Origin of the sequence: Pseudomonas marvdashtae (assembly GCF_014268655.2) — a bacterium.
GTDB classification, from domain to species: domain Bacteria; phylum Pseudomonadota; class Gammaproteobacteria; order Pseudomonadales; family Pseudomonadaceae; genus Aquipseudomonas; species Aquipseudomonas marvdashtae.
In genome coordinates this window covers 108,923-130,678 of record NZ_JABWQX020000001.1, presented here as the reverse complement: position 1 = coordinate 130,678, position 21,756 = coordinate 108,923, and the positions used below count along the sequence as shown (strand labels likewise).

Genomic DNA, 21,756 nt, shown 5'->3' with positions numbered 1-21,756 from the left:
AACAAGCCGGAATGCCGAAGCGTCTGCTTCGCGGCTTTGCTGCAATTGTCCAATAGGAACTCGAACGCTCATGTCCACCAAACACGCCACTCAGGATCGCTGGCTGGACCTCAACGATCTGCTGCGCCAACTGGTCGCCCAGGGCATCATCAGCCAGGATTCAGCCGAAACAGCGCTTAACGCCCGCCGGCGCCATAACGCCAACAGCCAGTTGCACCCGTTGGAATTCATTGCCAACCAGCACCTCGACGACCTCAGTCGCCCCGGTAAGCGCCTGGACCTGGAAAACCTGACCCTGTGGCTGGCCCAGCAGGCCGACCAGCCCTACATGCGCATCGATCCGTTGAAAATCAACGTGGCGGCCGTTACGCCGCTGATGTCCTATGCCTTTGCGCAACGTCACAAGATCCTCGCCGTGGCGGTCGATCGCGACGCCGTCACCGTCGCCAGTGCCCAGCCCTATGTCAGCAGTTGGGAATCGGACCTGACCCATGTGCTCAAGCTGCCGGTCAAGCGGGTGGTCGCCAACCCGGTGGATATCCAGCGCCTGAGCGTAGAGTTCTATCGCCTGGCCAAATCGGTCAGCGGCGCCACCACGGTCGACCAGCAACCGAGCAACCTGAGCAATTTCGAACAGTTGCTCAACCTGGGCGCCAGCGATCAGGAGCCGGACGCCAACGACGCGCATATCGTCAACATCGTCGACTGGCTGTTCCAGTACGCCTTCCAGCAACGCGCCAGCGATATCCACATCGAGCCGCGCCGCGAGCAAGGCACCGTGCGCTTTCGCATCGACGGGGTGCTGCACACTGTCTACCAGTTCCCGCCCCAGGTGACGATGGCCATCATCAGCCGACTCAAGAGCCTGGGCCGAATGAACGTCGCTGAGAAACGCAAGCCGCAGGACGGCCGCGTCAAGACCAAGACCCCGGACGGCGGTGAAGTGGAGTTGCGACTGTCGACCCTGCCGACAGCGTTCGGCGAGAAAATGGTCATGCGGATTTTCGATCCGGAAGTGCTGCTCAAGGATTTCGACCAGTTGGGTTTTTCCGCCGACGACCTGCGGCGCTGGCAGGACATGACCCGCCAGCCCAACGGCATCATCCTGGTAACGGGCCCCACCGGGTCCGGCAAGACCACCACTCTCTACACCACGCTGAAGAAACTGGCGACGCCGGAGGTGAACCTCTGCACCATCGAAGATCCGATTGAAATGGTCGAGTCGTCCTTCAACCAGATGCAGGTGCAGCACAATATCGAGCTGTCCTTTGCCGCGGGCGTGCGCGCGCTGATGCGACAAGACCCGGACATCATCATGATCGGTGAGATTCGTGACCTCGAAACCGCGGAAATGGCGATCCAGGCAGCACTCACCGGGCACCTCGTGCTATCGACGTTGCACACCAACGATGCGCCGAGTGCCATAAGCCGCCTGCTGGAGCTCGGCGTGCCGCATTACCTGATCAAGGCCACGGTGCTCGGGGTCATGGCCCAGCGCCTGGTCCGCACCTTGTGCCCGCATTGCAAGTCGCCCTTGACCCTGGACGAAGACGACTGGCAAACCCTGACGCGTCCCTGGCAGGCTCCCCTGCCCACCAACGCCCATCAAGCCGTCGGTTGTTCGGAATGTCGCGACACCGGCTATCGCGGGCGCGCCGGGGTGTACGAAATCATGCAACTGACAGACAGCGTCAAAGGTTTGATCCACCCCGACACCGACCTGCTGGCCGTGCGCCGCCAGGCATTCAAGGAAGGCATGCGCAGCCTGCGACTTTCAGGGGCGCAAAAAGTCGCGGCGGGCTTGACCACCGTCGAGGAAGTGTTGCGGGTAACGCCGCAGAGCGAGCAGAAGTAGGCACCGTCCGGCGAAGGAACGGAAAGGTCCCACAAACAAACCGGAAAGGACCATGGCAAAGATAATGGCCGGTTGCCCTACACTGGGGGCTTCGCAGGTCCATTAATTCGCACAGGGAACAGTCATGCAAATCGGTAGCGTACTTCTACTTTTTATCGGCCTCGTGGTCGCCATCCTGTTCATGGGGTTCAAGGTCGTGCCGCAAGGCTACCAATGGACAGTCGAGCGGTTCGGCCGCTACACCAACACGCTCAAGCCCGGCCTGAACATCATCATTCCCGTGATGGATCGCATCGGTCGCAAGATCAACGTCATGGAAAGCGTGCTGGACATCCCGCCACAAGAGGTCATCACCGCCGACAACGCCACGGTACAGATCGACGCCGTGTGCTTTTTCCAGGTGGTCAATACGGCTCAGGCCGCCTACGAGGTCAACAACCTCGAACACGCCATCCGCAACCTGCTGCAAACCAATATTCGCACGGTGCTCGGATCCATGGAGCTGGATGCCATGCTGAGCCAACGCGACGGTATCAATGAAAAACTGCTGCGCACCGTCGATGAAGCCACGGCGCCGTGGGGCATCAAGATCACGCGTATCGAGATCAAGGACATCAGCCCACCGGCCGACCTGATGGCCGCCATGTCCGGGCAGATGAAAGCCGAACGGATCAAGCGCGCCCAGATCCTCGAAGCCGAGGGCTTGCGAGCGGCGGCGATTCTGACCGCCGAAGGCAAGAAGCAGGCGCAGATCCTCGAGGCAGAGGGCAGCCGCCAGGCTGCGTTCCTTGAGTCGGAAGCCCGCGAACGCCAGGCGCAAGCCGAAGCCCTGGCCACCCAGGTGGTGTCCCAGGCCATCGCCGACGGTAACGTCCAGGCGGTGAATTACTTCGTCGCGCAAAAATACATCGACGCCTTGGGCCGCCTGGCCTCGGCCAACAACAGCAAGGTGATCCTGATGCCACTGGAAGCCAGCCAGGTCATCGGCGCAGTGGGCGGCATCGGCGAAATCGTCAGGGCCACTTTCGACAGCAAGAAAGCCTGAGGCGCGCGTATGTGGGTATTCCTGCAGCAAATGTCGTACTGGGACTGGCTGGCGCTGGGCGTCATCCTGCTGATCCTGGAAGTGTTTGGCGCCGGCGGTTACCTGCTGTGGATCGGCATGGCAGCCGCCGCCGTCGGGGTGCTCACGTTCGTCCTGCCGCAGCTGCCCTGGGAAATGCAATTCCTGCTGTTCGGCCTGTTCGCCATCGCGACAGCCTTGTACTGGTGGCGACGCCAGCGCAGCGCTGTTCGTCAAAGCGATCAGCCGCACCTGAACCTGCGTGGCCAGGAACTCATCGGCAAGGCCTTCCTGGTGCATGAAGCGATTGTCGACGGCCGCGGCAAGATCAAGGTGGCCGACGGCGTCTGGCTGGCCAAGGGGCCCGATTCGCCCGTTGGCGCCCGGGTCAAGGTAATTGCCCAGGAAGGCGCGATATTGACAGTCGAACGGACGGACTGACATGTCACGGAACTGAATCAGTGCGTGGGTAATCCAACGTCATAGTTAACCCTGTGGAGTCACCTATCATGCGTCTCAAACTTGCTGTCGCGACCCTGGCCTTGCTTTCTCTTCCCGTTGGCTCGGCAATGGCCGACACGTTTTGGCGTAACGTCATCTCGTCCGGTGCGACCACCGGTTCCACCTACCTGACCTTCAAGGATAACAAGCTGATCGTTGCCGCCCAGGACGACGCCGGCAGCTTCGTCGCCAGCGACGGCGGTATTCGTGGCCCTTATCTGGAAGCCGCGATGCAGAAAGTCCGTGCCGACAACCCAGGCCTGCAGGCCACCGACATGGAACTGGCCAACGCGATCCTGGCGAAAAACGCCATCGCCCAGGAGTGATTCCAGGTCGATGAAAAATGCCGCTCGGTTGAGCGGCATTTTTTTGCCTGAAGATATTCCAAGGCTGAGCTGAATAACCTGTGTGGGTTATTCGCCGATAGCAGCCTTGTAGCCTGCCGCATCGAGTAACTTGTCCAGCTCGGCCTTGTCGCTTGGCTTGAGCTTGAAGATCCAGGCGCCGTAGGGATCGGAGCTCAGCAATTCCGGCGTTCCGCCCAGCTCTTCATTGACTGCAACCACTTCGCCCGCAACCGGGGAATAGATATCGGAAGCCGCTTTAACCGATTCGACCACACCGGCCTGATCGCCCGCAGCAAAAACCTTACCGACTTCAGTCAACTCGACAAACACCACATCGCCCAAGGCTTCCTGCGCATGATCGCTGATGCCCACGGTGACAGTACCGTCGGCTTCCAGGCGCGCCCACTCATGGCTTTCGGCAAAACGCAGTTCGGCAGGGATATCACTCATATTCTGTGTCCTCAAGAGAAGTGTCAGCGGCCAGGGGCCCGCCGCAAAAGGTTAGATCAGGGTTTTGCCATGGCGGACGAAGGTCGGCTTGACCACCCGTACCGGGTACCACTTGCCACGAATTTCCACCTCGGCACGGTCGGCGGTAGCCATCGGAACACGTGCCAGGGCAATCGACTTGCTAAGCGTAGGAGAAAAACTACCACTGGTGATCTCTCCTTCGCCAATATCGGCGATACGAACTACCTGATGGGCGCGTAGAACGCCGCGCTCCTCGAGCACCAATCCGACCAATTTGTCCTGCACGCCGGCAACGAGTTCGGCTTCGAGGGCACTGCGACCGATGAACTGGCGGCTTGCAGGCTCCCAGGCGATGCTCCAGGCCATGTTCGAGGCCAAGGGTGAAACATCCTGGTGAATGTCCTGGCCGTAGAGGTTCATGCCGGCTTCCAGGCGCAAGGTATCCCGGGCGCCGAGTCCGATGGGCGGAATGCCGGCGCCCACCAGGTCGTTGAAAAAACTCGGGGCTTCATGGGCCGGCAGGACGATTTCCAAACCGTCTTCACCGGTGTAGCCGGTACGGGCGATGAACCAGTCACCGTCGGCGCGGCCTTCGAAGGGCTTGAGCTGCTGGATCAACTGGCCGCGAGATTGCGTGACCAGTTCGGCAATCTTGAGGCGAGCTTGCGGCCCCTGGATGGCCAGCATCGCCAATTCGGGGCGCTCGTGCAGTTGCACGGCGTACTCGCCAAGTTGCGCCTGCATCCAGGCCAGGTCCTGGTCGCGGGTGGAAGCATTGAACACCAGCCGGTAACCGTCCTCGACCCGGTAGATGATCATGTCGTCGACGATGCCGCCACGCTCGTTGAGCATGGCGCTGTATAACGCACGGCCCGTGTCCTGCAAGCGATCGACATCATTGGCGAGCAAGCGCTGCAACCAGGCCTTGGCCTGGGGACCAGCCACGTCGATCACGGTCATGTGGGATACATCGAACACGCCGCAGTCACGACGCACCTGATGGTGCTCCTCTACCTGCGAGCCATAGTGCAAGGGCATATCCCAACCGCCAAAATCGACCATCTTCGCGCCAAGGGCGAGATGAAGGTCATACAGAGGCGTACGCTGTCCCATGGGTTTCTCCTTCCGGGCTTGGCGAAGGTGCGGACGGGTACAGCCACAGCCCGAACGCCTGAAAAACAGATTTTTCTGACGTCCTCAGCTACCCGATCCGACAGACGGACCGCACCGAATGCCGCGCATTGTATCCGCATGCTGTTGGACTGACACCTAGGCGTGCTCTCAATTAGTTGAGAACGCGTCGATGGGCCGAACGCCGTATCAATCCGATGACCGGCAATAGCCCCACCAGCACCAGGGTCAGCGCTGGCAATGCAGCCCGCGCCCATTCCCCTTCGCTGGTCATTTCAAAGATCCGTACCGCCAGCGTGTCCCAGCCGAACGGGCGCATCAGTAGCGTCGCCGGCATTTCCTTGAGTACATCGACGAACACCAGCAGTGCCGCGCTCAACGTGCCGGGCAGCAGCAACGGCAGATACACGTTGAAAAACAGTCGCGGCCCACTGACCCCGAGACTACGTGCTGCTTCGGGCAATGACGGGCGAATACGCGCCAAGCTGCTTTCTAAAGGACCGTAGGCCACGGCCAGGAAACGCACCAGATACGCCAACAACAGCGCTGACAGGCTGCCCAGCAGCAACGGCTTGCCTGCGCCGCCGAGCAGGACCGACAGGGGAATGACCAGCTCACGGTCCAGATAGCTGAACGCAAGCATGATCGACACCGCCAGCACCGATCCGGGCAAGGCATAGCCCAGGTTCGCCAGGCCGACACCCGCGCGGATGGGCCGGCTTGGCGCCAGACGTCGAGCGAAAGCCAGCAATAATGCGACACAAACGGTGACCAGGGCCGCGAGGGCGCCCAGGTAGAGGGTGTGAATGATCAAGCCGGCATAACGCTCGTCCAGGTCGAAACGACCGCGCTGCCAGAACCACACCACCAACTGCAGCACCGGAATGACAAACGCGCAGGCGAATACCAAAAGACACCAGCCGCTGGCCGCCACCGCCTTGAGCCCTCGCAAATGATACAGCGCCTTGGCCCGCGGTCGCTCGTTGCCGGCCCGTTGGGCGCCCCGGGCGCGACGTTCGCCGTAAAGCACCACCATGACCGCCAGCAGCAGGAGGCTGGCCAGTTGGGCAGCGCTGGAGAGGCTGAAAAAGCCGTACCAGGTTTTGTAGATGGCCGTGGTAAAGGTGTCGAAATTGAACACCGACACCGCCCCGAAATCTGCCAGGGTCTCCATCAAGGCCAGGGCCACGCCGGCACCGATTGCCGGCCTGGCCATCGGCAGCGCCACTCGCCAGAACGCCTGCCATGGCGATTGGCCGAGCACCCGGGCGGCTTCCATCAAGCCCTTGCCCTGGGCCAGGAAAGCACTGCGCGCAAGCAAGTAGACGTACGGGTAGAAAACCAGCACCAACACCAGGATCACACCGCCGGTCGAACGTACCCGGGGCAGGCGCAAGCCGCTGCCGAACCACTCACGCATCAGCGTTTGTACCGGGCCGGCAAAATCCAACAGGCCAACGAAGACAAACGCCAGCACATAGGCGGGAATCGCGAACGGCAGCATCAGCGCCCAGTCCAGCCAACGGCGGCCGGGGAATTCGCACAGGCTGGTGAGCCAGGCGAGGCTGACACCCAACATTGTCACGCCGATGCCGACGCCTACGATCAGCGTCAACGTGTTGCCCAACAGACGCGGCATTTGCGTATCCCACAGGTGGGACCATATCTGCTGGTCGACGCTCTGCCAGGAAAGCAGCAAGACACTCAGGGGCAACAGGACCAGCCCGGCAACGGCGAAGACCAGGGGATACCAACGGCGTTGGGCGGGGTGGGTCAAGGAGAGTTCTCGGTTGAAGGTCGTCGCTGACAAATGGCTTATGTGGCGAGGGAGCAGGCCCCCTCGCCACATATCATCAACGAACTGAAGCGGACTTGTATCAGTTCCAGCCAGCGCGATCCATCAGGCGAATGGCTTCGGCCTGGCGTTTGCCCGCCACTTCCACCGGCAGGGAATCGGCCTTGAACTTGCCCCACGCCGCGACTTCCTTCGACGGCTCCACTTTCGGGTTAGCCGGGAATTCCTGGTTCACGTCGGCGAAGATATTCTGCGCTTCTGGGGTGGTCATCCATTCCACCAGTTTCTTCGCGGCTTCCGGATGCGGGGCATGCTTGGTCAGGCCGATGCCCGAGAGGTTGATGTGCACGCCTCGGTCGGCCTGGTTAGGCCAGAACAGCTTCACTTTCAAGTCTGGCTTCTGCTGGTGCAGGCGACCGTAGTAATAGGTATTGATGATGCCAACGTCGCATTGGCCGGCGTTGATCGCTTCAAGCAATGCGGTGTCGTCGGAAAACACATCGGTGGACAGGTTCTTGACCCAGCCCTTGATGATTTCCTCGGTTTTTTCCGCGCCGTGGGTTTCGATCAGGGTGGCGGTCAGCGACTGGTTGTAGACCTTTTTCGAGGTGCGCAGGCACAAGCGGCCTTCCCACTCTTTACCGGCAAGCGCCTCGTAGGTGGTCAATTCGCCCGGCTTGACCCGGTCGGTCGAGTAGGCAATGGTCCGCGCCCGCAGGCTCAGGCCGGTCCAGGCGTGGGAAGACGCGCGGTACTGAGGCGGGATGTTGGCATCGATCACCGGGGAGGTGAACGGCTGGAGAATGCCCATCTGCTCAGCCTGCCAGAGGTTGCCGGCATCGACGGTCAGCAGCAGGTCGGCAGTGGCGTTGGCGCCTTCAGCCTTGATCCGCTGCATCAATGGCGCTTCCTTGTCGGTGATGAACTTCACCGATACGCCGGTCTTCTTGGTGTAGGCGTCAAAAACCGGTTTGATCAGTTCATCGATGCGCGAGGAATAGACCACTACCTCATCGGCGGCCTGAGCGACAGAAGTGCCAATCAGGGTCAGTGCGAGGGCGGACAGCAGGCGTCTGGTTGCCAACATGGTAGCGGTCTCTCGATGGTGAACGAGCGCAAATGATAAGGACTCACATTTAGCACCACAATCGAACAGTGGTCAGACACATTTCCAAATGTTGCAAGAGTGGATATCCGGACTTAAACCTTGGCCAGATCCGGCAAGTCTCCAGTCAACCCCAGCGCCTCGCGCACGAACAAGGCCTTGGCCTCGGGCATGCGGTTTACCAGCTTCAGACCAGTATTACGCAGCCAGCGCACCGGCAATGGGTCGGCCTGGAACAATCGCTCGAAGCCTTCCATTGCCGCCATCAATGCGAGGTTATGCGGCATGCGCCGCCGCTCGTAGCGACTCAGTACCTTGGCGTCCGCCAGGCGCTCGCCGCGCCCGGATGCTTGCAACAGCACCTCGGCCAGCACCGCGGCATCGAGAAACCCCAGGTTCACGCCCTGCCCGGCCAGCGGATGGATGGTGTGGGCCGCATCGCCGATCAGCGCCAGCCCTTCGGCCACGTAACGCTTGGCATGACGTTGCCGCAGCGGTACGCACAGACGCGGGTCGGCATTCAAGACAGTGCCTAGCTGGCCCTCGAAAGCCCGCTCCAGTTCGGCACAGAAACTGCCGTCATCAAGCGCCATCAAGCGCTGCGCTTGACCCGGTGTCGTCGACCAGACGATCGAGCACCAGTCGTGTTGACCGTCGCGTTCCAGCGGCAGGAATGCCAGCGGACCGTCGTCGGTAAAGCGTTGCCACGCGGTGTGACGATGAGGCCGGGCGCTGCGTACGCTGGTGACGATAGCGTGGTGCAAGTAATCCCACTCACGCGTGGCGATCCCCGTCAGTCGACGCACGGCGGAATTCGCCCCGTCGGCGGCAATCACCAGGGGCGCGCGCAAGGTGCGGCCATCGGCCAGGGTCAGCAGCCAATCATCGCCGGAGCGACGCATCTGCTCCAGCCGCGCATTGGCCAGCAGGCCCAGGTCGCAATCGTGCAATCGGTCCAGCAAGGCGTCCTGCACGACACGGTTTTCAACGATATGCCCCAGGACTTCGGCATGCAGGCTGGCGGCTGAAAAGTGAATCTGCCCAGTGCCGCTGCCGTCCCACACATGCATGTCGGAGTAAGGGCTCGCACGTCGGGCGGTGATGCCGTCCCAGACGCCCAGACGCTCGAGGATGCGCTGGCTGGCGGCCGACAAGGCACTTACCCGGGGCTCGAACGCCGCATGGGGATCAAAGGGCTTGACGCTCATCGGACTGCCGTCGAGCAACAGCACTTGCAAGCCACTGCCCTGCAACGCCAGCGCCAGGGCGCTGCCGACCATACCGGCACCGACAATCAGCAGATCTGCACGCAATTCCATGCTTTAAGCCTGTGTTGCTGGCGACATCGGTCGCCCGTGAAAAGAATGAGCCGGATCACGCATCGGGACGCGTCCCCAATCCCATGGCCTGGCGGGCGAACCAGCGCTTGGCCGGTGGCAGCAGGTCAAGCCCCAGCAGACCGAGGTTGCGCCCGAGGGAGACCAGGGGCAGGTCGCTGCTGAACAGGCGCGTCACTTGGTCGGAGAAGCCCACGGTGAGGGCCTGGTCCAGCCGCTGACGCTCGCGGTAGGCTTGCAATACAGCAAAATCGCCTGGCGCGCTGTCACTCTCGAGCAATGCATCGGCCAAGGCCTGGGCATCGCGCAGGGACAGGTTGAACCCCTGTCCGGCAATCGGATGCAGGCTGTGGGCAGCATTGCCGAGGATCGCCAGGTGCGATCGGACTTGCTCCTCGGCCTCCACCAGCGCCAGCGGATACAGATGCCGCGCGCCCACTTGTTTCAACGTGCCCAGCCGGTAGCCGAACACATGCTGCAATTCAGCGAGGAAGCTGCGCTCGTCGAGGGCCGCCAGCCGTTGCGCGTCCATGCCCTGGCGCGTCCAGACCAATGCACAACGATTTTCCGGCAACGGCAACAAGGCCATCGGGCCGTCATCGGTGAAGCGCTCGAACGCCACGCCGTTGTGAGCCTCACCAGGCGTGACGTTGGCAATCAAGGCGCTCTGGTCGTAGGGTCGATTTCGCACACCGACGCCCAACTGCTCTCGCAATCCGGAGCGACCGCCATCGGCCAATACCGCAAGTTCGCATTCCACGGTGGTTTCGTCGTCGAGGGTCAGTCGATACCCAGCGACTTGCGGCTCCATTCGGGTGACTTGCGCCGGACACCGCCAACTGACAACGTCTTTATCCAGGCCTTGCCACAGGCACTGGCCGAGCCAAGCGTTTTCCACCACGTAGCCCAGGGCCGGCACGCCCTCCTCCATGGCGGACAACCGCGCCGTGGAAAACCGCCCACGGTCGGAAACGTGAATCTGCTTGATCGGCTCGGCGCGGCGGGAAATTTCCTGCCACAGGCCCAAGCGTTGATAAATTTGCCGCGCGCCGAATGAGAGCGCCGATGAACGCGCATCGTAGCTTGGCTGCCAGGCATCACCAGGCGCAAAGGGCTCGATCAGCATGATCGTCCAGCCCCGGGCCTTGGCCCCGGCCTGCAAGGCCAGCGCCAGGCTTGCGCCAACCAGGCCGCCCCCGATGATTGCCACATTGACCCGGCTCATGCCGCCTGGGTCCGCGCATCGGCCATCAGGGCCTCGATTTCGGCGACCGTTTTCGGCACGCCACGGGTCAGGATTTCACAACCGGTCTTGGTTACCACCACGTCATCCTCGATGCGCACGCCAATGCCGCGCCATTTTTTCGCGACGCGGCGGTCGTTCGGGCCGATGTAGATGCCCGGTTCCACCGTCAGGGTCATTCCGACCTCCAGCACTCGCCACTCGCCGCCGACCCGGTATTCGCCCACGTCGTGCACGTCCATGCCCAGCCAATGACCGGCGCGGTGCATGTAGAACGCCCGGTACGCTTCACTGGCGATCAATTCATCCACCTCGCCCTCCAACAGCCCGAGCTGCACCAGACCTTCGGTAATGACCCTGACTGTTGCTTCGTGGGCCTGGTTCCAGTGTTTCTCCGGCGCGATTTCGGCGAATGCGGCTTCCTGGGCGGCCAGCACTATTTCGTAGATCGCCTTCTGCTCGGGCGAGAACTTGCCGCTGACCGGCCAGGTCCGGGTGATGTCGCTGGCGTAGCAGTCAATTTCACAACCGGCATCGATCAGCACCAGGTCACCGTCCTTGAGCAGCGCATCGTTCTGCTGGTAATGCAGCACGCAGCTGTTGCGCCCGGCCGCGACGATGGAACCGTAGGCCGGCATTTTTGCGCCGCCCTTGCGAAACTCATAGTCTAGCTCCGCTTCCAGGCTGTATTCGTAAAGACCCGGACGCGCCGCTTGCATAGCGCGGATGTGCGCCTGGGCGGAAATCCGCGCCGCTTCGCGCATGACTTTTATTTCCGCAGCCGTTTTATACAGGCGCATGTCGTGCAGCAAATGATCCAGGGCAACGAATTCGTTCGGCGGCTGGGCGCCAAGGTGGGCCTTGGACCGGATCACGTTGATCCATTCCATCAGGTGCCGGTCGAACTCCGGGTTACTGCCCATGGCCGAGTACACCCGGTCGCGGCCTTCGATCAGGCCCGGCAGAATGTCGTCGATGTCGGTGATGGGGAATGCGTCGTCGGCGCCGTAGTCACGGATCGCGCCTTCCTGGCCGGCGCGCAGGCCATCCCATAATTCACGTTCGGCGTTACGCTCACGACAGAAGAGCACGTACTCGCCATGGGCCCGACCCGGCATGAGCACGATGACCGCTTGCGGCTCGGGGAAGCCGCTGAGGTATTGAAAATCGCTGTCCTGGCGGTAGACGTGCTCGACGTCGCGGTTGCGGATCGCAACGGCGGCGGCGGGCAGGATTGCGATGCTGTTGGGTTCCATCTGCGCCATCAAGGCCTTGCGGCGACGGCTGTATTCCGATTTCGGGATATGAATCATGGGCAGGCGGAGTTTCCTTTCAAGCAATCAGTGCAAGGACGGCTTGGCGGCCGCTGCATCGGTTTTCTTGGTCTCGGTGAACAGCAGCAACGGTGCCACCCGCAGGTATTCCATCACTTCCATGTAGTCGCTTTCGCCGTCGTCGGATTCTTCGAGGGCATCCTGCACCTGAGAGATCGCCGCCAGGTCCTGCAACACTTCTTTTGCCTCCTCGCTCAACGCGTATTCGCGACGGGTCAGGCCGAAGCCCGCAAGGAAACCCTGGCACCACTGGCCCAGCGCAGCGGCGCGTTCGGCCAATGGCGCATCGTCGGTCGGCAGCAGCAGGACGACGGTCATGTCGTCGCTGGTCAACTCACCCTTGACCATCTCTTGCAGGCCGATAAGCGCGTTGCGCACGTTGTCCGTCGGCTCGCCTTCGAGCAGCTCGGCGGCATCGGCCAACCAACCTTCGGCTTCGAAACCGGCGCCGGCGCAACTGCGACCGAGCAACAAGCCATGCAGCTCTGCAGGCGAGACAGGATGACCGCTGGTGCTCAGCAGTGTGGCGAACGCTTGGTACGGGGAATTCTGAATGGGCATGGGCAGCTAGGCGCCAGACGGCGCTATGTCTAGAATGGAGGCCTTGTATCCTACATCGACAGACTCGCCAAGACCATTAAAGGCTGTGCGACCCTTATCCCCCATCAGACACAATCTTCAGTGGACACAATGGAAGACACCGACCTGCAAGCGCTGATGGCCAGACTCGAGTTGCTAATTGACCGGGTCGAGCAACTTAAGAGCCAAAACGGACTCCTATTAGCTCAGGAAAAAACCTGGCGCGAGGAACGCGCGCACCTCATTGAAAAAAACGAAATCGCCCGGCGTAAGGTCGAATCGATGATTTCGCGCCTCAAGGCCCTGGAGCAAGACTCATGAGTTCAAGCAATAGCGTTACCGTGCAGATCCTCGATAAAGAGTATTCGATCATCTGTCCCCAGGAAGAGCGCAGCAATCTGGTGAGCGCCGCCCGTTACCTGGATGGCAAGATGCGCGAGATCCGCAGCAGCGGCAAAGTCATCGGCGCTGATCGCATCGCCGTGATGGCCGCCTTGAACATCACCCACGACCTGCTGCATCGCCAGGATACGCCGGACGTACAGGTCAGTGGCTCGACCCGTGAACAGGTTCGCGACCTGCTCGATCGGGTGGATCTGGTACTCGCCACCGATCCGGACGTCAGCAAGGGCTGATTCGCGCGACTGCCTGGGGTATACTGACGTCACTCCCTGGGGTGCTTGCCAGTTGGTGATGTCCCTGAGCCGATACGCACAACCACGGGGGTTGCACGTTGGGGCCGGTGTGCATGTCCGCTTGACGGAAAGCCTTAACGCCTCCTGCAACTTCCACCTTGAACTTTCGGGTTCAAGGGCTAAGCCGACAGCGGTTCATCCGGGGAGCCTGATTCTCGAAACAATGCCAGTCATTCATGACTGGCATTGTCGTTTCTGGCGTTTGGCATTTCTGGTCGCATCGTTTGCGGTTACGCTGTCCGATGTCGCCGACTCGTGAAGCATCGATATGACTGAACCTGCGCTGCTGTCTCGCCCGCAACTTCGACGCCTGCTGCGCCAGGCCCGTCGCGCCCTGACACCTGCCCAACAGCGGCAAGCCGCTCACGGGCTTTATCGGCAACTGGCCCAGCATCCGCTGTTTCGCCGCGCCAGACACATCGCCCTGTACCTGCCCAACGACGGCGAGATCGATCCGCGCCTGCTACTGCGCGCTGCCCAACGCCGGGGCAAGGCCGTCTACCTGCCGGTACTCAGCCCATGGCCGCAAACCAAGATGGTCTTCCAGCGAATCCATCCCGGCGAGAAAATGCAGCCCAATCGCTTTCGTATCCCTGAACCGCGCAAGAAGATCGCCCGGCAACGCAAGGTCTGGACACTGGACTTGGTATTGTTGCCGCTGGTCGGATTTGACGACGCGGGAGGTCGGCTAGGCATGGGTGGCGGCTTTTATGACCGCAGCCTGGCGTACCTGTCGCGACGCAGACAATGGCGTAAGCCGACGTTACTGGGCTTGGCCCACGAGTGTCAGAAAGTCGAACGATTGGCACAGGCAAGTTGGGATGTACCGCTACAGGGAACGGTCAGCGACAGGCGTTGGTACTTTGCACGAGAGACGCCGCGAGAATAGCGGCGTCCTGGAAAAGAAGCTCAGCGCTTGAGCGAAGGCGCTGGTTGGGTGATTTCTACCGGAGCATCGGTCTTGTTGCTCCATAAACTCTGGGCGTAACCCGTGGTTACGACCCCGAGGCCGAACAGGATGACCAGTATCCACAACAAATCCGGTTTGCGTTTCATCGATTGCCCCCCTCAAGGCACATCACACACGATGACAGCAGCGGTTTTCTTATTGGCCGTGCAGCAGCGTCAAGCTTGGAAGGCCGGCATTTTGCGGCAACCTGAACCCACACGCAAACTCTGGCGTCAACCGACTGTCGGTTTGTCATAAAATCGCTGAACTTTTTTAACTCAACACCCCCCAGGAGTAGAAATCATGGCCTATTGGCTGATGAAATCCGAGCCCGACGAATTGTCCATCCAGGGCCTGGAAAAGCTCGGCCAAGCGCGCTGGGACGGGGTTCGCAACTATCAGGCGCGCAACTTTCTGCGAACCATGACAGTCGGCGACTCATTTTTTTTCTACCACTCCAGCTGCCCCGAGCCCGGCATCGCCGGGATCGGCAAAATCATCAAGGCCGCCTATCCCGACCCAACGGCCCTGGAACCTGACGGCCATTACTTCGACGCCAAGGCCAGCCTGGAGAAAAATCCCTGGACCGCGATCGACGTGGCCCATGTCGAGACGTTCTCACGCGTCCTGAAGCTCGACTATCTAAAACAGCAGGCCGCCCTGGCCGAGATGCCGCTGGTGCAAAAAGGCTCACGGTTGTCGGTGATGCCGGTGACGGCCGAACAGTGGGCGGCGGTCATTGCATTGAAATCTTGAACGATAGGCGGCTGACCCGCTTGATCGGGCTTACTGGATGATCAGGTTGTTGAACAACAGATCTTCAACCATCGGCTTGCCGGTCTCGTCGTTCATGACCTGCTGGGTCTGCTTCAACGCTTCCTGACGGAGCTTTTCCTTGGCTTCGAGGTTATTCATGGTCTCGCTGGTCTGCTGGGCAAACAGCGCCACCAATTGATTGCGAATCAACGGCTCGTTTGCCTTCACCGCTGCAGCGGCGGCATCGCCGGTCACGCGCAAGGCAACGTCGGCCTTGTAGACCTTCAGCTTCGTCGTACCGTCCAGCCCATAATTGCCCACGAACGGTGGGCTCAGGGTGATGTAGCTGACCTTCGGCGGCGCCTCGCCCTCTTTGGCTTCTTCGGCCATCGCAGCCACAGGCAACGACAGGGCCAGCAACAACATGATCCACGCTTTCACATTCCACTCCTCATCCGATTTGCGGCCCAGCATACCGACCCGCCGTCCAAGCACAAGCTTATGAACAGCTATCAGGGCGGGGCATGCTCGTTGACCCCTTGACTCTCACACCTACACTTATCGGCCATCACTCCCAAAGGAATAGCCCTGATGAAAGCCGTGCTGTGCAAAGAGTTCGGTCCCGCCGAATCGCTGGTGCTGGAAGACGTCGCCAGTCCAGTCATAAAGAAGAATGAAGTGCTGCTGGACGTGCACGCCGCCGGGGTGAATTTTCCTGACACCTTGATCATCGAGGGCAAATACCAGTTCAAGCCACCCTTCCCGTTTTCCCCGGGCGGCGAAGCGGCGGGCGTCGTCCGTGAAGTGGGAGAAAAGGTCAGCCACCTGAAAGTCGGCGACCGGGTCATGGCGCTCACCGGTTGGGGCAGCTTCGCCGAGCAGGTGGCGGTACCGGGCTACAACGTATTGTCGATTCCTTCGACCATGGACTTCAACACCGCTGCCGCCTTCAGCATGACCTACGGCACCTCGATGCACGCCCTCAAGCAGCGAGCCAACTTGCAGCCCGGTGAAACCCTGCTGGTGCTCGGCGCCTCCGGCGGAGTCGGCCTGGCGGCGGTGGAAATCGGCAAGGCCATGGGCGCCAGGGTCATTGCCGCCGCCAGCAGCGCGGAGAAACTCGCCGTGGCCAAGGCCGCCGGTGCCGACGAATTGATCAACTACAGCGAAAACAGCCTCAAGGATGAAATCAAGCGCCTGACCGACGGCCAGGGCGCCGATGTGATCTACGATCCGGTGGGCGGAGACCTGTTCGACCAGGCCATCCGCGCCATCGCCTGGAACGGCCGGTTGCTGGTCGTCGGCTTCGCCAGCGGACGCATCCCCGAACTGCCGGTGAACCTGGCCCTGCTCAAGGGCGCCGCCGTAGTCGGCGTGTTCTGGGGCTCATTTGCCCAGCGCCAGCCCCAAGACAACGCTGCCAACTTCCAGCAATTGTTCGGCTGGTTCGCCGAAGGAAAGCTGAAGCCGCTGGTATCGCAAGTGTACCCACTGAGCAACGCCGCCCAGGCGATCAATGACCTTGGGCAGCGCAAGGCTGTGGGGAAGGTGGTTGTGCAGGTGCGTTGAAACCAGACGGACAAAAAAGGCCAGAACCGCTGATAAGGCGGTTCTGGCCTTTTTTTCTGCGTACGACGATTCCCACAGCGCCGTCAGTTTATACGCACGCGACATGTTCGCTTAAGAACATGATCAATCGAATTTTCCACTATTTATGCGACAACGAGCGGTGCTATTTTCGGTAACGAAACTGTAACATTCGCATCCGCCGTTATAACAAGAACTGGAGCACTTGAATGTTTGCCTTCTTCCGACCAGCCGTACACCAGGCAGTCCTGCCTGAAGAAAAAATAGACAGCACCTACCGACGCCTTCGCTGGCAGATTTTCGCCGGGATTTTCATTGGCTATGCGGGTTACTACCTGCTGCGCAAAAACTTCTCCCTGGCCATGCCATACCTCATCGACGAGGGTTACACCCGCGGCCAATTGGGCTTGGCCATGTCGGCCATTGCCATTGCCTACGGATTGTCGAAATTCTTGATGGGCCTGGTGTCCGATCGCTCCAATCCACGCTACTTCCTGCCATTTGGCTTGTTGGTGTCAGCCGGTGTGATGTTCGTTTTCGGTTTTGCGCCGTGGGCAACGTCCAGCGTAACCATCATGTTCATCCTCCTGTTCATCAACGGCTGGGCCCAAGGCATGGGCTGGCCGCCGAGCGGACGGACCATGGTGCACTGGTGGTCGCAGAAGGAACGTGGCGGCGTGGTGTCGGTGTGGAACGTGGCGCACAACGTCGGCGGCGGCCTGATCGGCCCGCTGTTCCTGCTGGGCATGGCCTGGTTCAATGATTGGCACGCGGCATTCTATGTGCCGGCCACGGTGGCGCTGTTCGTCGCGGTATTTGCCTTCGCGACCATGCGCGACACCCCGCAATCGGTGGGCCTGCCGCCAATCGAGAAATACAAGAACGACTACCCTGAAGGCTACGACGCCAGCCACGAGAACGAATTCAGCGCCAAGGAAATTTTCGTCAAGTACGTGCTGCGCAACAAGATGCTGTGGTACATCGCCATGGCCAACGTCTTCGTCTACTTGTTGCGCTACGGCGTGCTGGACTGGGCGCCGACCTACCTCAAGGAAGCCAAGGGCTTCACGGTGGACAAGAGCTCCTGGGCTTACTTCTTCTACGAATGGGCAGGTATTCCGGGCACGCTGTTGTGTGGCTGGATGTCCGACAAGATCTTCCGTGGCAATCGTGGCCTGACCGGCATGGTATTCATGGCGTTGGTAACCGTGGCGACCCTGGTGTACTGGCTGAACCCGGCCGGCAACCCGACCGTCGACATGATCGCCCTGGTTTCCATCGGCTTCCTGATCTACGGCCCGGTCATGCTGATCGGCTTGCAAGCGCTTGAGCTGGCGCCGAAGAAAGCCGCCGGTACCGCCGCGGGCTTCACTGGGTTATTCGGTTACCTGGGCGGCTCGGTCGCGGCCAGCGCCGCCATGGGCTACACCGTGGACCACTTCGGCTGGGACGGCGGCTTCGTACTGTTGATCGGTGCCTGCCTATTGGCAATGGCATTCCTCGCGCCCACCCTGTGGCACAAGCAAATCGCCAGTCAGAGCCGCGAAGCGGTCGTCTGATCCAGCGTTGATTTGCAGCGCCTGAGCCGCGCCTCCAGATTCCGGTCTGGCATGGCGTGGCTGCGCAGGGCGTGGATGGTCTGCTCGACATAATCGCGAGTCGTGCCATAACGCCCGCAGGCACTTTCGAACACTTGGCTCAGCACATGATCCGGCAGGTTGCCGGCATAGCTGGGCAAGTGTCGCTCCAACACGAAACCCAAGGCTTGAACCCGGTTGCCATCCTCAAGACGGCACGTGAGCCAGTGCGGGCGGTAGGACGGGACCGGCATTTCGCGCTGCCACAGGGCAAACAACGAATCCTCAAGGTTCTCTTGTGGCAATCGGTAAGCGAAACCGCTGCAAGAGCCGCCGCGATCCAGCCCGAACACCAAGCCCGGCAGTTCCGGCGTACCGCGATGCTCATGGGACCATAGATACAATCCACGATGATAACCGTGGACCCGACCGCGCAATCGCTCCGCTGCCGTGCACTCCGGCCGCCAGATCAACGAGCCGTAGGCGAACAACCAGACCGGGCCGCCTTGATGAAGACTCATGGTCGACTGCATGGAGGCGAGCAATTGTTCGCGGGTCAGCTGTGGACCCAACTCGAGTCGTGGCGGGTACAGGGCGCAGGTTATGGCGGATTCGATAGCGGTCATGGCCGGTAGCGGTTGGCTCCTCGCGGGGCGAAAAGTGGTCGGTGTGCCGTCATGGCATTGACGGTGAGGGGAATTCAGGCAAGTTAAATGCCATTGCGTACCCTATATACGTTATCGGTATCTAGCCCCGAGACTAAATATCGAAACGAAATATATAAAGTTATATCGACGGGAAGGTAGTACCCATTCCTGTGGCGAGGGGATTTATCCCCGCTGGGCTGCGCAGCAACCCTAATACAGTGAACTCAATCTTCCTGGCAGACTGAGGTGCCTGGTTTGGGGCTGCTTCACAGCCCAGCGGGGATAAATCCCCTCGCCACAAAAAGCTCATTGAACCCAGGTTGATGAACGCGGTTCAAGCCCGCGGCGCATACGCAAACACATCGGCACGCATCTGATGAGCGTCCATTCCAGCGCCCACGAGCGCATCGAGCGTGGCGTAGATCATCGCCGGCGAACCGCTGGCGTAGACATAGACCCCCGAAAGATCAGCGATATCCTCGCAGACGGCTTCGTGGAGCATGCCGCAGCGCCCTTCCCAGCCGCACAAATCGCTGACGACTTTGTGCAGGTACAGATTGGGCAGCGACTTCCATTCGTCCCAATGCTCGATCTCATAGAAATCTTCCGGACGCCGCACACCCCAATACAGATGCACCGGGTGCTTGAACCCCTGCGCGCGGCAGTGCTCGATCAGGCTGTGCATCTGCGCCATGCCGGTCCCGGCAGCGATCAAGACCAGCGGGCCATCCGGCAGCTCGGACAGATGCGTGTCACCAAAAGGCATCTCGATGCGCACGTTGGGGTTGCGCTGCAGCTGGTCCAAAAGGCTCTGCGCACTGCTTTCGCGCACCAATACATGCAATTGCAGGTCGCGCCCCGAATGCGGTGCAGAAGCCAGGGAGAACGCTGACTTCTCACCGTTCTCCCGCTCAATCATCAAATACTGCCCCGCGTGGTAGCGCGGCGGCTTGCCCGCTGGCGCACGCAGGCGTACCCGCCAGACATCGCCGCCCACTTCGGCGCACTCGGTAACCTGGCATGCCAGGCTGCGTACCGGCAACTCACCCGGCGCCAGCACGCCATCCCATAGCAGCACGCAATCCTCCAGGGGCTCGGCGATGCACGTAAAGATCTCACCGTGATCACGCACCTCTCCGGCCTGCTCCACGCGGCCCTCCACCAGCAACGCGCCACACACGTGACAGTTGCCATTGCGGCAGCTTTGCGGGCATTCGTAGCCCAGGCGCCGGGCGCCATCGAGAATCCGCTCGGCCGGCTGTATCTCCAGCACCGCGCCGGAAGGCTGCAACGTTACACGCATCAATCTATTCCTAACTGATTCCAGATGGCATCGATCCGTTGGGTAACGGCTTCATCCTTGACGATAACCCGGCCCCATTCACGCGTGGTCTCACCGGGCCATTTATGCGTGGCATCGAGCCCCATCTTCGACCCCAGGCCGGACACCGGCGAGGCGAAGTCGAGATAATCGATCGGTGTGTTCTCGATCATTACCGTGTCGCGCTTGGGGTCCATGCGCGTGGTGATGGCCCAGATCACATCGTTCCAGTCTCGTGCGTTGATATCGTCGTCAGTGACAATAACGAACTTGGTATACATGAATTGTCGTAAAAACGACCAAACGCCCAACATGACTCGCTTGGCATGCCCTGGATACGACTTCTTCATGGTCACCACGGCCATGCGATACGAGCAGCCTTCCGGTGGCAGGTAGAAATCGGTGATCTCCGGGAATTGCTTCTGCAGGATCGGCACGAACACTTCGTTCAGCGCCAGGCCGAGGATCGCCGGCTCATCGGGTGGACGACCCGTGTAGGTGCTGTGATAAATCGGCTTGATCCGGTGGGTGATGCGCTCGACGGTGAACACCGGGAAGCTGTCGACTTCGTTGTAATAGCCGGTGTGATCGCCGTAAGGACCTTCGTCAGCCATTTCGCCCGGGTGGATCACGCCCTCGAGAATGATCTCGGCCGTGGCCGGTACTTGCAGATCGTTGCCACGGCATTTCACCAGTTCGGTGCGATTGCCCCGCAGCAGGCCGGCGAATGCATATTCGGAGAGGCTGTCGGGCACGGGCGTGACGGCGCCAAGAATGGTCGCCGGGTCTGCACCCAGGGCCACCGATACCGGGAAGGGCTGGCCGGGGTGCTTTTCGCACCATTCGCGGTAATCCAGCGCACCACCGCGGTGACTCAGCCAACGCATGATGACCTTGTTGCGGCCAATCACTTGCTGACGGTAGATACCGAGATTCTGGCGGTCCTTGTTTGGCCCCTTGGTGACGGTCAGGCCCCAGGTGATCAGCGGCCCGACGTCGCCCGGCCAGCAGGTCTGCACCGGAAGCATGGCCAGGTCGACATCGTCGCCTTCGATTACCACTTCCTGGCAGATTGCGTCCTTGACGACTTTCGGCGCCATGGAAATGATCTTGCGGAAAATCGGCAGCTTCGACCAGGCGTCCTTCAGCCCCTTCGGCGGCTCGGGTTCCTTGAGGAATGCCAACAGCTTGCCGATTTCGCGCAATTCGCTGACCGCCTCGGCGCCCATGCCCAGGGCCACGCGCTCCGGCGTGCCAAACAGGTTGCCCAATACTGGAATGTCGTAGCCGGTCGGGTTCTCGAACAGCAGCGCCGGGCCTTTTGCGCGCAAGGTGCGGTCGCAGACCTCGGTCATTTCCAGCACAGGGGACACGGGCACCTGGATGCGCTTGAGCTCGCCGCGCTGTTCCAGACCGCTGATAAAGTCGCGCAAGTCGCGATACTGCATGCAAAGCCTCATGGT

Annotated in this window: 23 protein-coding genes and 1 other RNA gene; 11 read left to right on the top strand and 13 right to left on the bottom strand. The window is 60.9% G+C overall.

Features of this window, described 5'->3' with window-relative positions; all coding sequences use genetic code 11:
• Positions 1-70 precede the first annotated feature (70 nt).
• The 4 genes from tfpB (at position 71) to HU742_RS00645 (ending at position 3,745) form a co-directional block, all read left to right on the top strand.
• Positions 71-1,855, top strand: coding sequence for a type IV pilus assembly ATPase TfpB (gene tfpB / locus HU742_RS00660; RefSeq protein ID WP_186633895.1), 1,785 nt, complete (start codon positions 71-73; stop codon positions 1,853-1,855).
• A gap of 124 nt (positions 1,856-1,979) precedes the next feature.
• Positions 1,980-2,900 (top strand): SPFH domain-containing protein, encoded by a 921-nt coding sequence (locus tag HU742_RS00655; RefSeq protein ID WP_186612132.1) that lies wholly within the window; start codon positions 1,980-1,982, stop codon positions 2,898-2,900.
• Positions 2,901-2,909: 9 nt separating this feature from the next.
• Positions 2,910-3,359: an NfeD family protein gene (locus tag HU742_RS00650; protein ID WP_186633892.1), complete on the top strand. Its 450-nt coding sequence runs from the start codon at positions 2,910-2,912 to the stop codon at positions 3,357-3,359.
• Between the two features lie 68 nt (positions 3,360-3,427).
• Complete coding sequence (locus tag HU742_RS00645) at positions 3,428-3,745, top strand: DUF2388 domain-containing protein (RefSeq protein ID WP_186633889.1); 318 nt, start codon at positions 3,428-3,430, stop codon at positions 3,743-3,745.
• Positions 3,746-3,832: 87 nt separating this feature from the next.
• Here HU742_RS00645 and gcvH read toward each other — a convergent pair whose 3' ends face one another.
• The 8 genes from gcvH to HU742_RS00605 form a co-directional block, all read right to left on the bottom strand.
• The gene (gene gcvH / locus HU742_RS00640; RefSeq protein WP_186643423.1) at positions 3,833-4,216 is read right to left on the bottom strand and encodes a glycine cleavage system protein GcvH; all 384 of its coding nucleotides are present in this window, start codon (positions 4,214-4,216) and stop codon (positions 3,833-3,835) included.
• A gap of 51 nt (positions 4,217-4,267) precedes the next feature.
• Positions 4,268-5,350 (bottom strand): glycine cleavage system aminomethyltransferase GcvT, encoded by a 1,083-nt coding sequence (gcvT, locus tag HU742_RS00635; protein ID WP_186643422.1) that lies wholly within the window; start codon positions 5,348-5,350, stop codon positions 4,268-4,270.
• 172 nt (positions 5,351-5,522) lie between these two features.
• Positions 5,523-7,145, bottom strand: coding sequence for an ABC transporter permease (locus tag HU742_RS00630; RefSeq protein WP_186633881.1), 1,623 nt, complete (start codon positions 7,143-7,145; stop codon positions 5,523-5,525).
• A gap of 100 nt (positions 7,146-7,245) precedes the next feature.
• The gene (locus tag HU742_RS00625; RefSeq protein WP_186612812.1) at positions 7,246-8,250 is read right to left on the bottom strand and encodes an extracellular solute-binding protein; all 1,005 of its coding nucleotides are present in this window, start codon (positions 8,248-8,250) and stop codon (positions 7,246-7,248) included.
• Between the two features lie 113 nt (positions 8,251-8,363).
• Positions 8,364-9,581, bottom strand: coding sequence for a 2-octaprenyl-3-methyl-6-methoxy-1,4-benzoquinol hydroxylase (locus tag HU742_RS00620; RefSeq protein ID WP_186634448.1), 1,218 nt, complete (start codon positions 9,579-9,581; stop codon positions 8,364-8,366).
• Positions 9,582-9,642: 61 nt separating this feature from the next.
• The gene (gene ubiH / locus HU742_RS00615) at positions 9,643-10,830 is read right to left on the bottom strand and encodes a 2-octaprenyl-6-methoxyphenyl hydroxylase (protein ID WP_186643421.1); all 1,188 of its coding nucleotides are present in this window, start codon (positions 10,828-10,830) and stop codon (positions 9,643-9,645) included.
• Positions 10,827-12,161: a Xaa-Pro aminopeptidase gene (gene pepP / locus HU742_RS00610; protein ID WP_186643420.1), complete on the bottom strand. Its 1,335-nt coding sequence runs from the start codon at positions 12,159-12,161 to the stop codon at positions 10,827-10,829. The genes ubiH and pepP overlap by 4 nt, the downstream gene beginning before the upstream one ends.
• 27 nt (positions 12,162-12,188) lie before the next feature.
• Positions 12,189-12,743 carry a YecA/YgfB family protein gene (locus tag HU742_RS00605; protein WP_186643419.1) on the bottom strand — a complete coding sequence of 185 codons (555 nt, stop codon included), beginning with the start codon at positions 12,741-12,743 and terminating at the stop codon, positions 12,189-12,191.
• A gap of 129 nt (positions 12,744-12,872) precedes the next feature.
• Between HU742_RS00605 and HU742_RS00600 the strand changes: the two genes are divergently transcribed.
• The 4 genes from HU742_RS00600 to HU742_RS00585 all read left to right on the top strand — a co-directional run bounded on the left by HU742_RS00600 (position 12,873) and on the right by HU742_RS00585 (position 14,345).
• Positions 12,873-13,082, top strand: coding sequence for a TIGR02449 family protein (locus HU742_RS00600; RefSeq protein WP_003177365.1), 210 nt, complete (start codon positions 12,873-12,875; stop codon positions 13,080-13,082).
• Positions 13,079-13,396 (top strand): cell division protein ZapA, encoded by a 318-nt coding sequence (locus tag HU742_RS00595; protein ID WP_039590276.1) that lies wholly within the window; start codon positions 13,079-13,081, stop codon positions 13,394-13,396. Before HU742_RS00600 ends, HU742_RS00595 begins: the two co-directional genes overlap by 4 nt.
• Before the next feature lie 30 nt (positions 13,397-13,426).
• Positions 13,427-13,606, top strand: a non-coding RNA gene (ssrS, locus tag HU742_RS00590) — 6S RNA.
• A 118-nt stretch (positions 13,607-13,724) separates the two neighbouring features.
• Positions 13,725-14,345 carry a 5-formyltetrahydrofolate cyclo-ligase gene (locus HU742_RS00585; RefSeq protein WP_186643418.1) on the top strand — a complete coding sequence of 207 codons (621 nt, stop codon included), beginning with the start codon at positions 13,725-13,727 and terminating at the stop codon, positions 14,343-14,345.
• A gap of 20 nt (positions 14,346-14,365) precedes the next feature.
• On the opposite strand, the gene HU742_RS00580 is transcribed toward HU742_RS00585, so the two are convergent.
• On the bottom strand, positions 14,366-14,512 hold the full coding sequence (locus HU742_RS00580; RefSeq protein WP_186633869.1) for a hypothetical protein: 147 nt from the start codon (positions 14,510-14,512) through the stop codon (positions 14,366-14,368).
• Positions 14,513-14,708: 196 nt separating this feature from the next.
• Between HU742_RS00580 and HU742_RS00575 the strand changes: the two genes are divergently transcribed.
• Entirely contained in the window at positions 14,709-15,161 is a 453-nt protein-coding gene (locus HU742_RS00575) for an EVE domain-containing protein (protein ID WP_186633866.1), read from the top strand.
• Between the two features lie 30 nt (positions 15,162-15,191).
• Here the strand turns inward: HU742_RS00575 and HU742_RS00570 are convergent, their stop codons facing one another.
• A complete protein-coding gene (locus HU742_RS00570; RefSeq protein ID WP_186612798.1) occupies positions 15,192-15,602 on the bottom strand; it encodes a flagellar basal body-associated FliL family protein in 411 nt (136 codons plus the stop codon).
• 150 nt (positions 15,603-15,752) lie between these two features.
• Here HU742_RS00570 and HU742_RS00565 point away from each other — a divergent pair, with 150 nt between their 5' ends.
• Positions 15,753-16,730 carry an NADPH:quinone oxidoreductase family protein gene (locus tag HU742_RS00565; protein ID WP_186633864.1) on the top strand — a complete coding sequence of 326 codons (978 nt, stop codon included), beginning with the start codon at positions 15,753-15,755 and terminating at the stop codon, positions 16,728-16,730.
• Positions 16,731-16,957: 227 nt separating this feature from the next.
• Positions 16,958-18,307, top strand: a complete 1,350-nt coding sequence (gene glpT, locus HU742_RS00560) for a glycerol-3-phosphate transporter (protein ID WP_186633861.1) — start codon at positions 16,958-16,960, stop codon at positions 18,305-18,307.
• On the opposite strand, the gene HU742_RS00555 is transcribed toward glpT, so the two are convergent.
• From HU742_RS00555 to ubiD, 3 genes are all read right to left on the bottom strand, one after another.
• Positions 18,283-18,951 (bottom strand): gamma-glutamylcyclotransferase, encoded by a 669-nt coding sequence (locus HU742_RS00555; protein WP_186633857.1) that lies wholly within the window; start codon positions 18,949-18,951, stop codon positions 18,283-18,285. The two genes, glpT and HU742_RS00555, sit on opposite strands and share 25 nt — an antisense overlap.
• A gap of 355 nt (positions 18,952-19,306) precedes the next feature.
• Positions 19,307-20,275, bottom strand: a complete 969-nt coding sequence (locus tag HU742_RS00550; protein ID WP_186633854.1) for a CDP-6-deoxy-delta-3,4-glucoseen reductase — start codon at positions 20,273-20,275, stop codon at positions 19,307-19,309.
• The gene (ubiD, locus tag HU742_RS00545; RefSeq protein WP_186612786.1) at positions 20,275-21,741 is read right to left on the bottom strand and encodes a 4-hydroxy-3-polyprenylbenzoate decarboxylase; all 1,467 of its coding nucleotides are present in this window, start codon (positions 21,739-21,741) and stop codon (positions 20,275-20,277) included. The genes HU742_RS00550 and ubiD overlap by 1 nt, the downstream gene beginning before the upstream one ends.
• Positions 21,742-21,756: the final 15 nt, after the last annotated feature.

Excerpts from the sequence above, each read along its gene's own strand:
- HU742_RS00575 (WP_186633866.1), top strand. The coding sequence starts at position 14,709 with ATGGCCTATTGGCTGATGAAATCCGAGCCCGACGAATTGTCCATCCAG.
- HU742_RS00605 (WP_186643419.1), bottom strand. The coding sequence starts at position 12,743 with ATGCCCATTCAGAATTCCCCGTACCAAGCGTTCGCCACACTGCTGAGC.
- HU742_RS00625 (WP_186612812.1), bottom strand. The coding sequence starts at position 8,250 with ATGTTGGCAACCAGACGCCTGCTGTCCGCCCTCGCACTGACCCTGATT.
- glpT (WP_186633861.1), top strand. The coding sequence starts at position 16,958 with ATGTTTGCCTTCTTCCGACCAGCCGTACACCAGGCAGTCCTGCCTGAA.
- HU742_RS00655 (WP_186612132.1), top strand. The coding sequence starts at position 1,980 with ATGCAAATCGGTAGCGTACTTCTACTTTTTATCGGCCTCGTGGTCGCC.
- ubiD (WP_186612786.1), bottom strand. The coding sequence starts at position 21,741 with ATGCAGTATCGCGACTTGCGCGACTTTATCAGCGGTCTGGAACAGCGC.
- tfpB (WP_186633895.1), top strand. The coding sequence starts at position 71 with ATGTCCACCAAACACGCCACTCAGGATCGCTGGCTGGACCTCAACGAT.
- HU742_RS00650 (WP_186633892.1), top strand. The coding sequence starts at position 2,910 with ATGTGGGTATTCCTGCAGCAAATGTCGTACTGGGACTGGCTGGCGCTG.
- gcvH (WP_186643423.1), bottom strand. The coding sequence starts at position 4,216 with ATGAGTGATATCCCTGCCGAACTGCGTTTTGCCGAAAGCCATGAGTGG.
- HU742_RS00580 (WP_186633869.1), bottom strand. The coding sequence starts at position 14,512 with ATGAAACGCAAACCGGATTTGTTGTGGATACTGGTCATCCTGTTCGGC.
- HU742_RS00555 (WP_186633857.1), bottom strand. The coding sequence starts at position 18,951 with ATGACCGCTATCGAATCCGCCATAACCTGCGCCCTGTACCCGCCACGA.
- HU742_RS00585 (WP_186643418.1), top strand. The coding sequence starts at position 13,725 with ATGACTGAACCTGCGCTGCTGTCTCGCCCGCAACTTCGACGCCTGCTG.
- HU742_RS00550 (WP_186633854.1), bottom strand. The coding sequence starts at position 20,275 with ATGCGTGTAACGTTGCAGCCTTCCGGCGCGGTGCTGGAGATACAGCCG.
- HU742_RS00600 (WP_003177365.1), top strand. The coding sequence starts at position 12,873 with ATGGAAGACACCGACCTGCAAGCGCTGATGGCCAGACTCGAGTTGCTA.
- ubiH (WP_186643421.1), bottom strand. The coding sequence starts at position 10,830 with ATGAGCCGGGTCAATGTGGCAATCATCGGGGGCGGCCTGGTTGGCGCA.
- gcvT (WP_186643422.1), bottom strand. The coding sequence starts at position 5,350 with ATGGGACAGCGTACGCCTCTGTATGACCTTCATCTCGCCCTTGGCGCG.
- pepP (WP_186643420.1), bottom strand. The coding sequence starts at position 12,161 with ATGATTCATATCCCGAAATCGGAATACAGCCGTCGCCGCAAGGCCTTG.
- HU742_RS00565 (WP_186633864.1), top strand. The coding sequence starts at position 15,753 with ATGAAAGCCGTGCTGTGCAAAGAGTTCGGTCCCGCCGAATCGCTGGTG.
- HU742_RS00595 (WP_039590276.1), top strand. The coding sequence starts at position 13,079 with ATGAGTTCAAGCAATAGCGTTACCGTGCAGATCCTCGATAAAGAGTAT.
- HU742_RS00645 (WP_186633889.1), top strand. The coding sequence starts at position 3,428 with ATGCGTCTCAAACTTGCTGTCGCGACCCTGGCCTTGCTTTCTCTTCCC.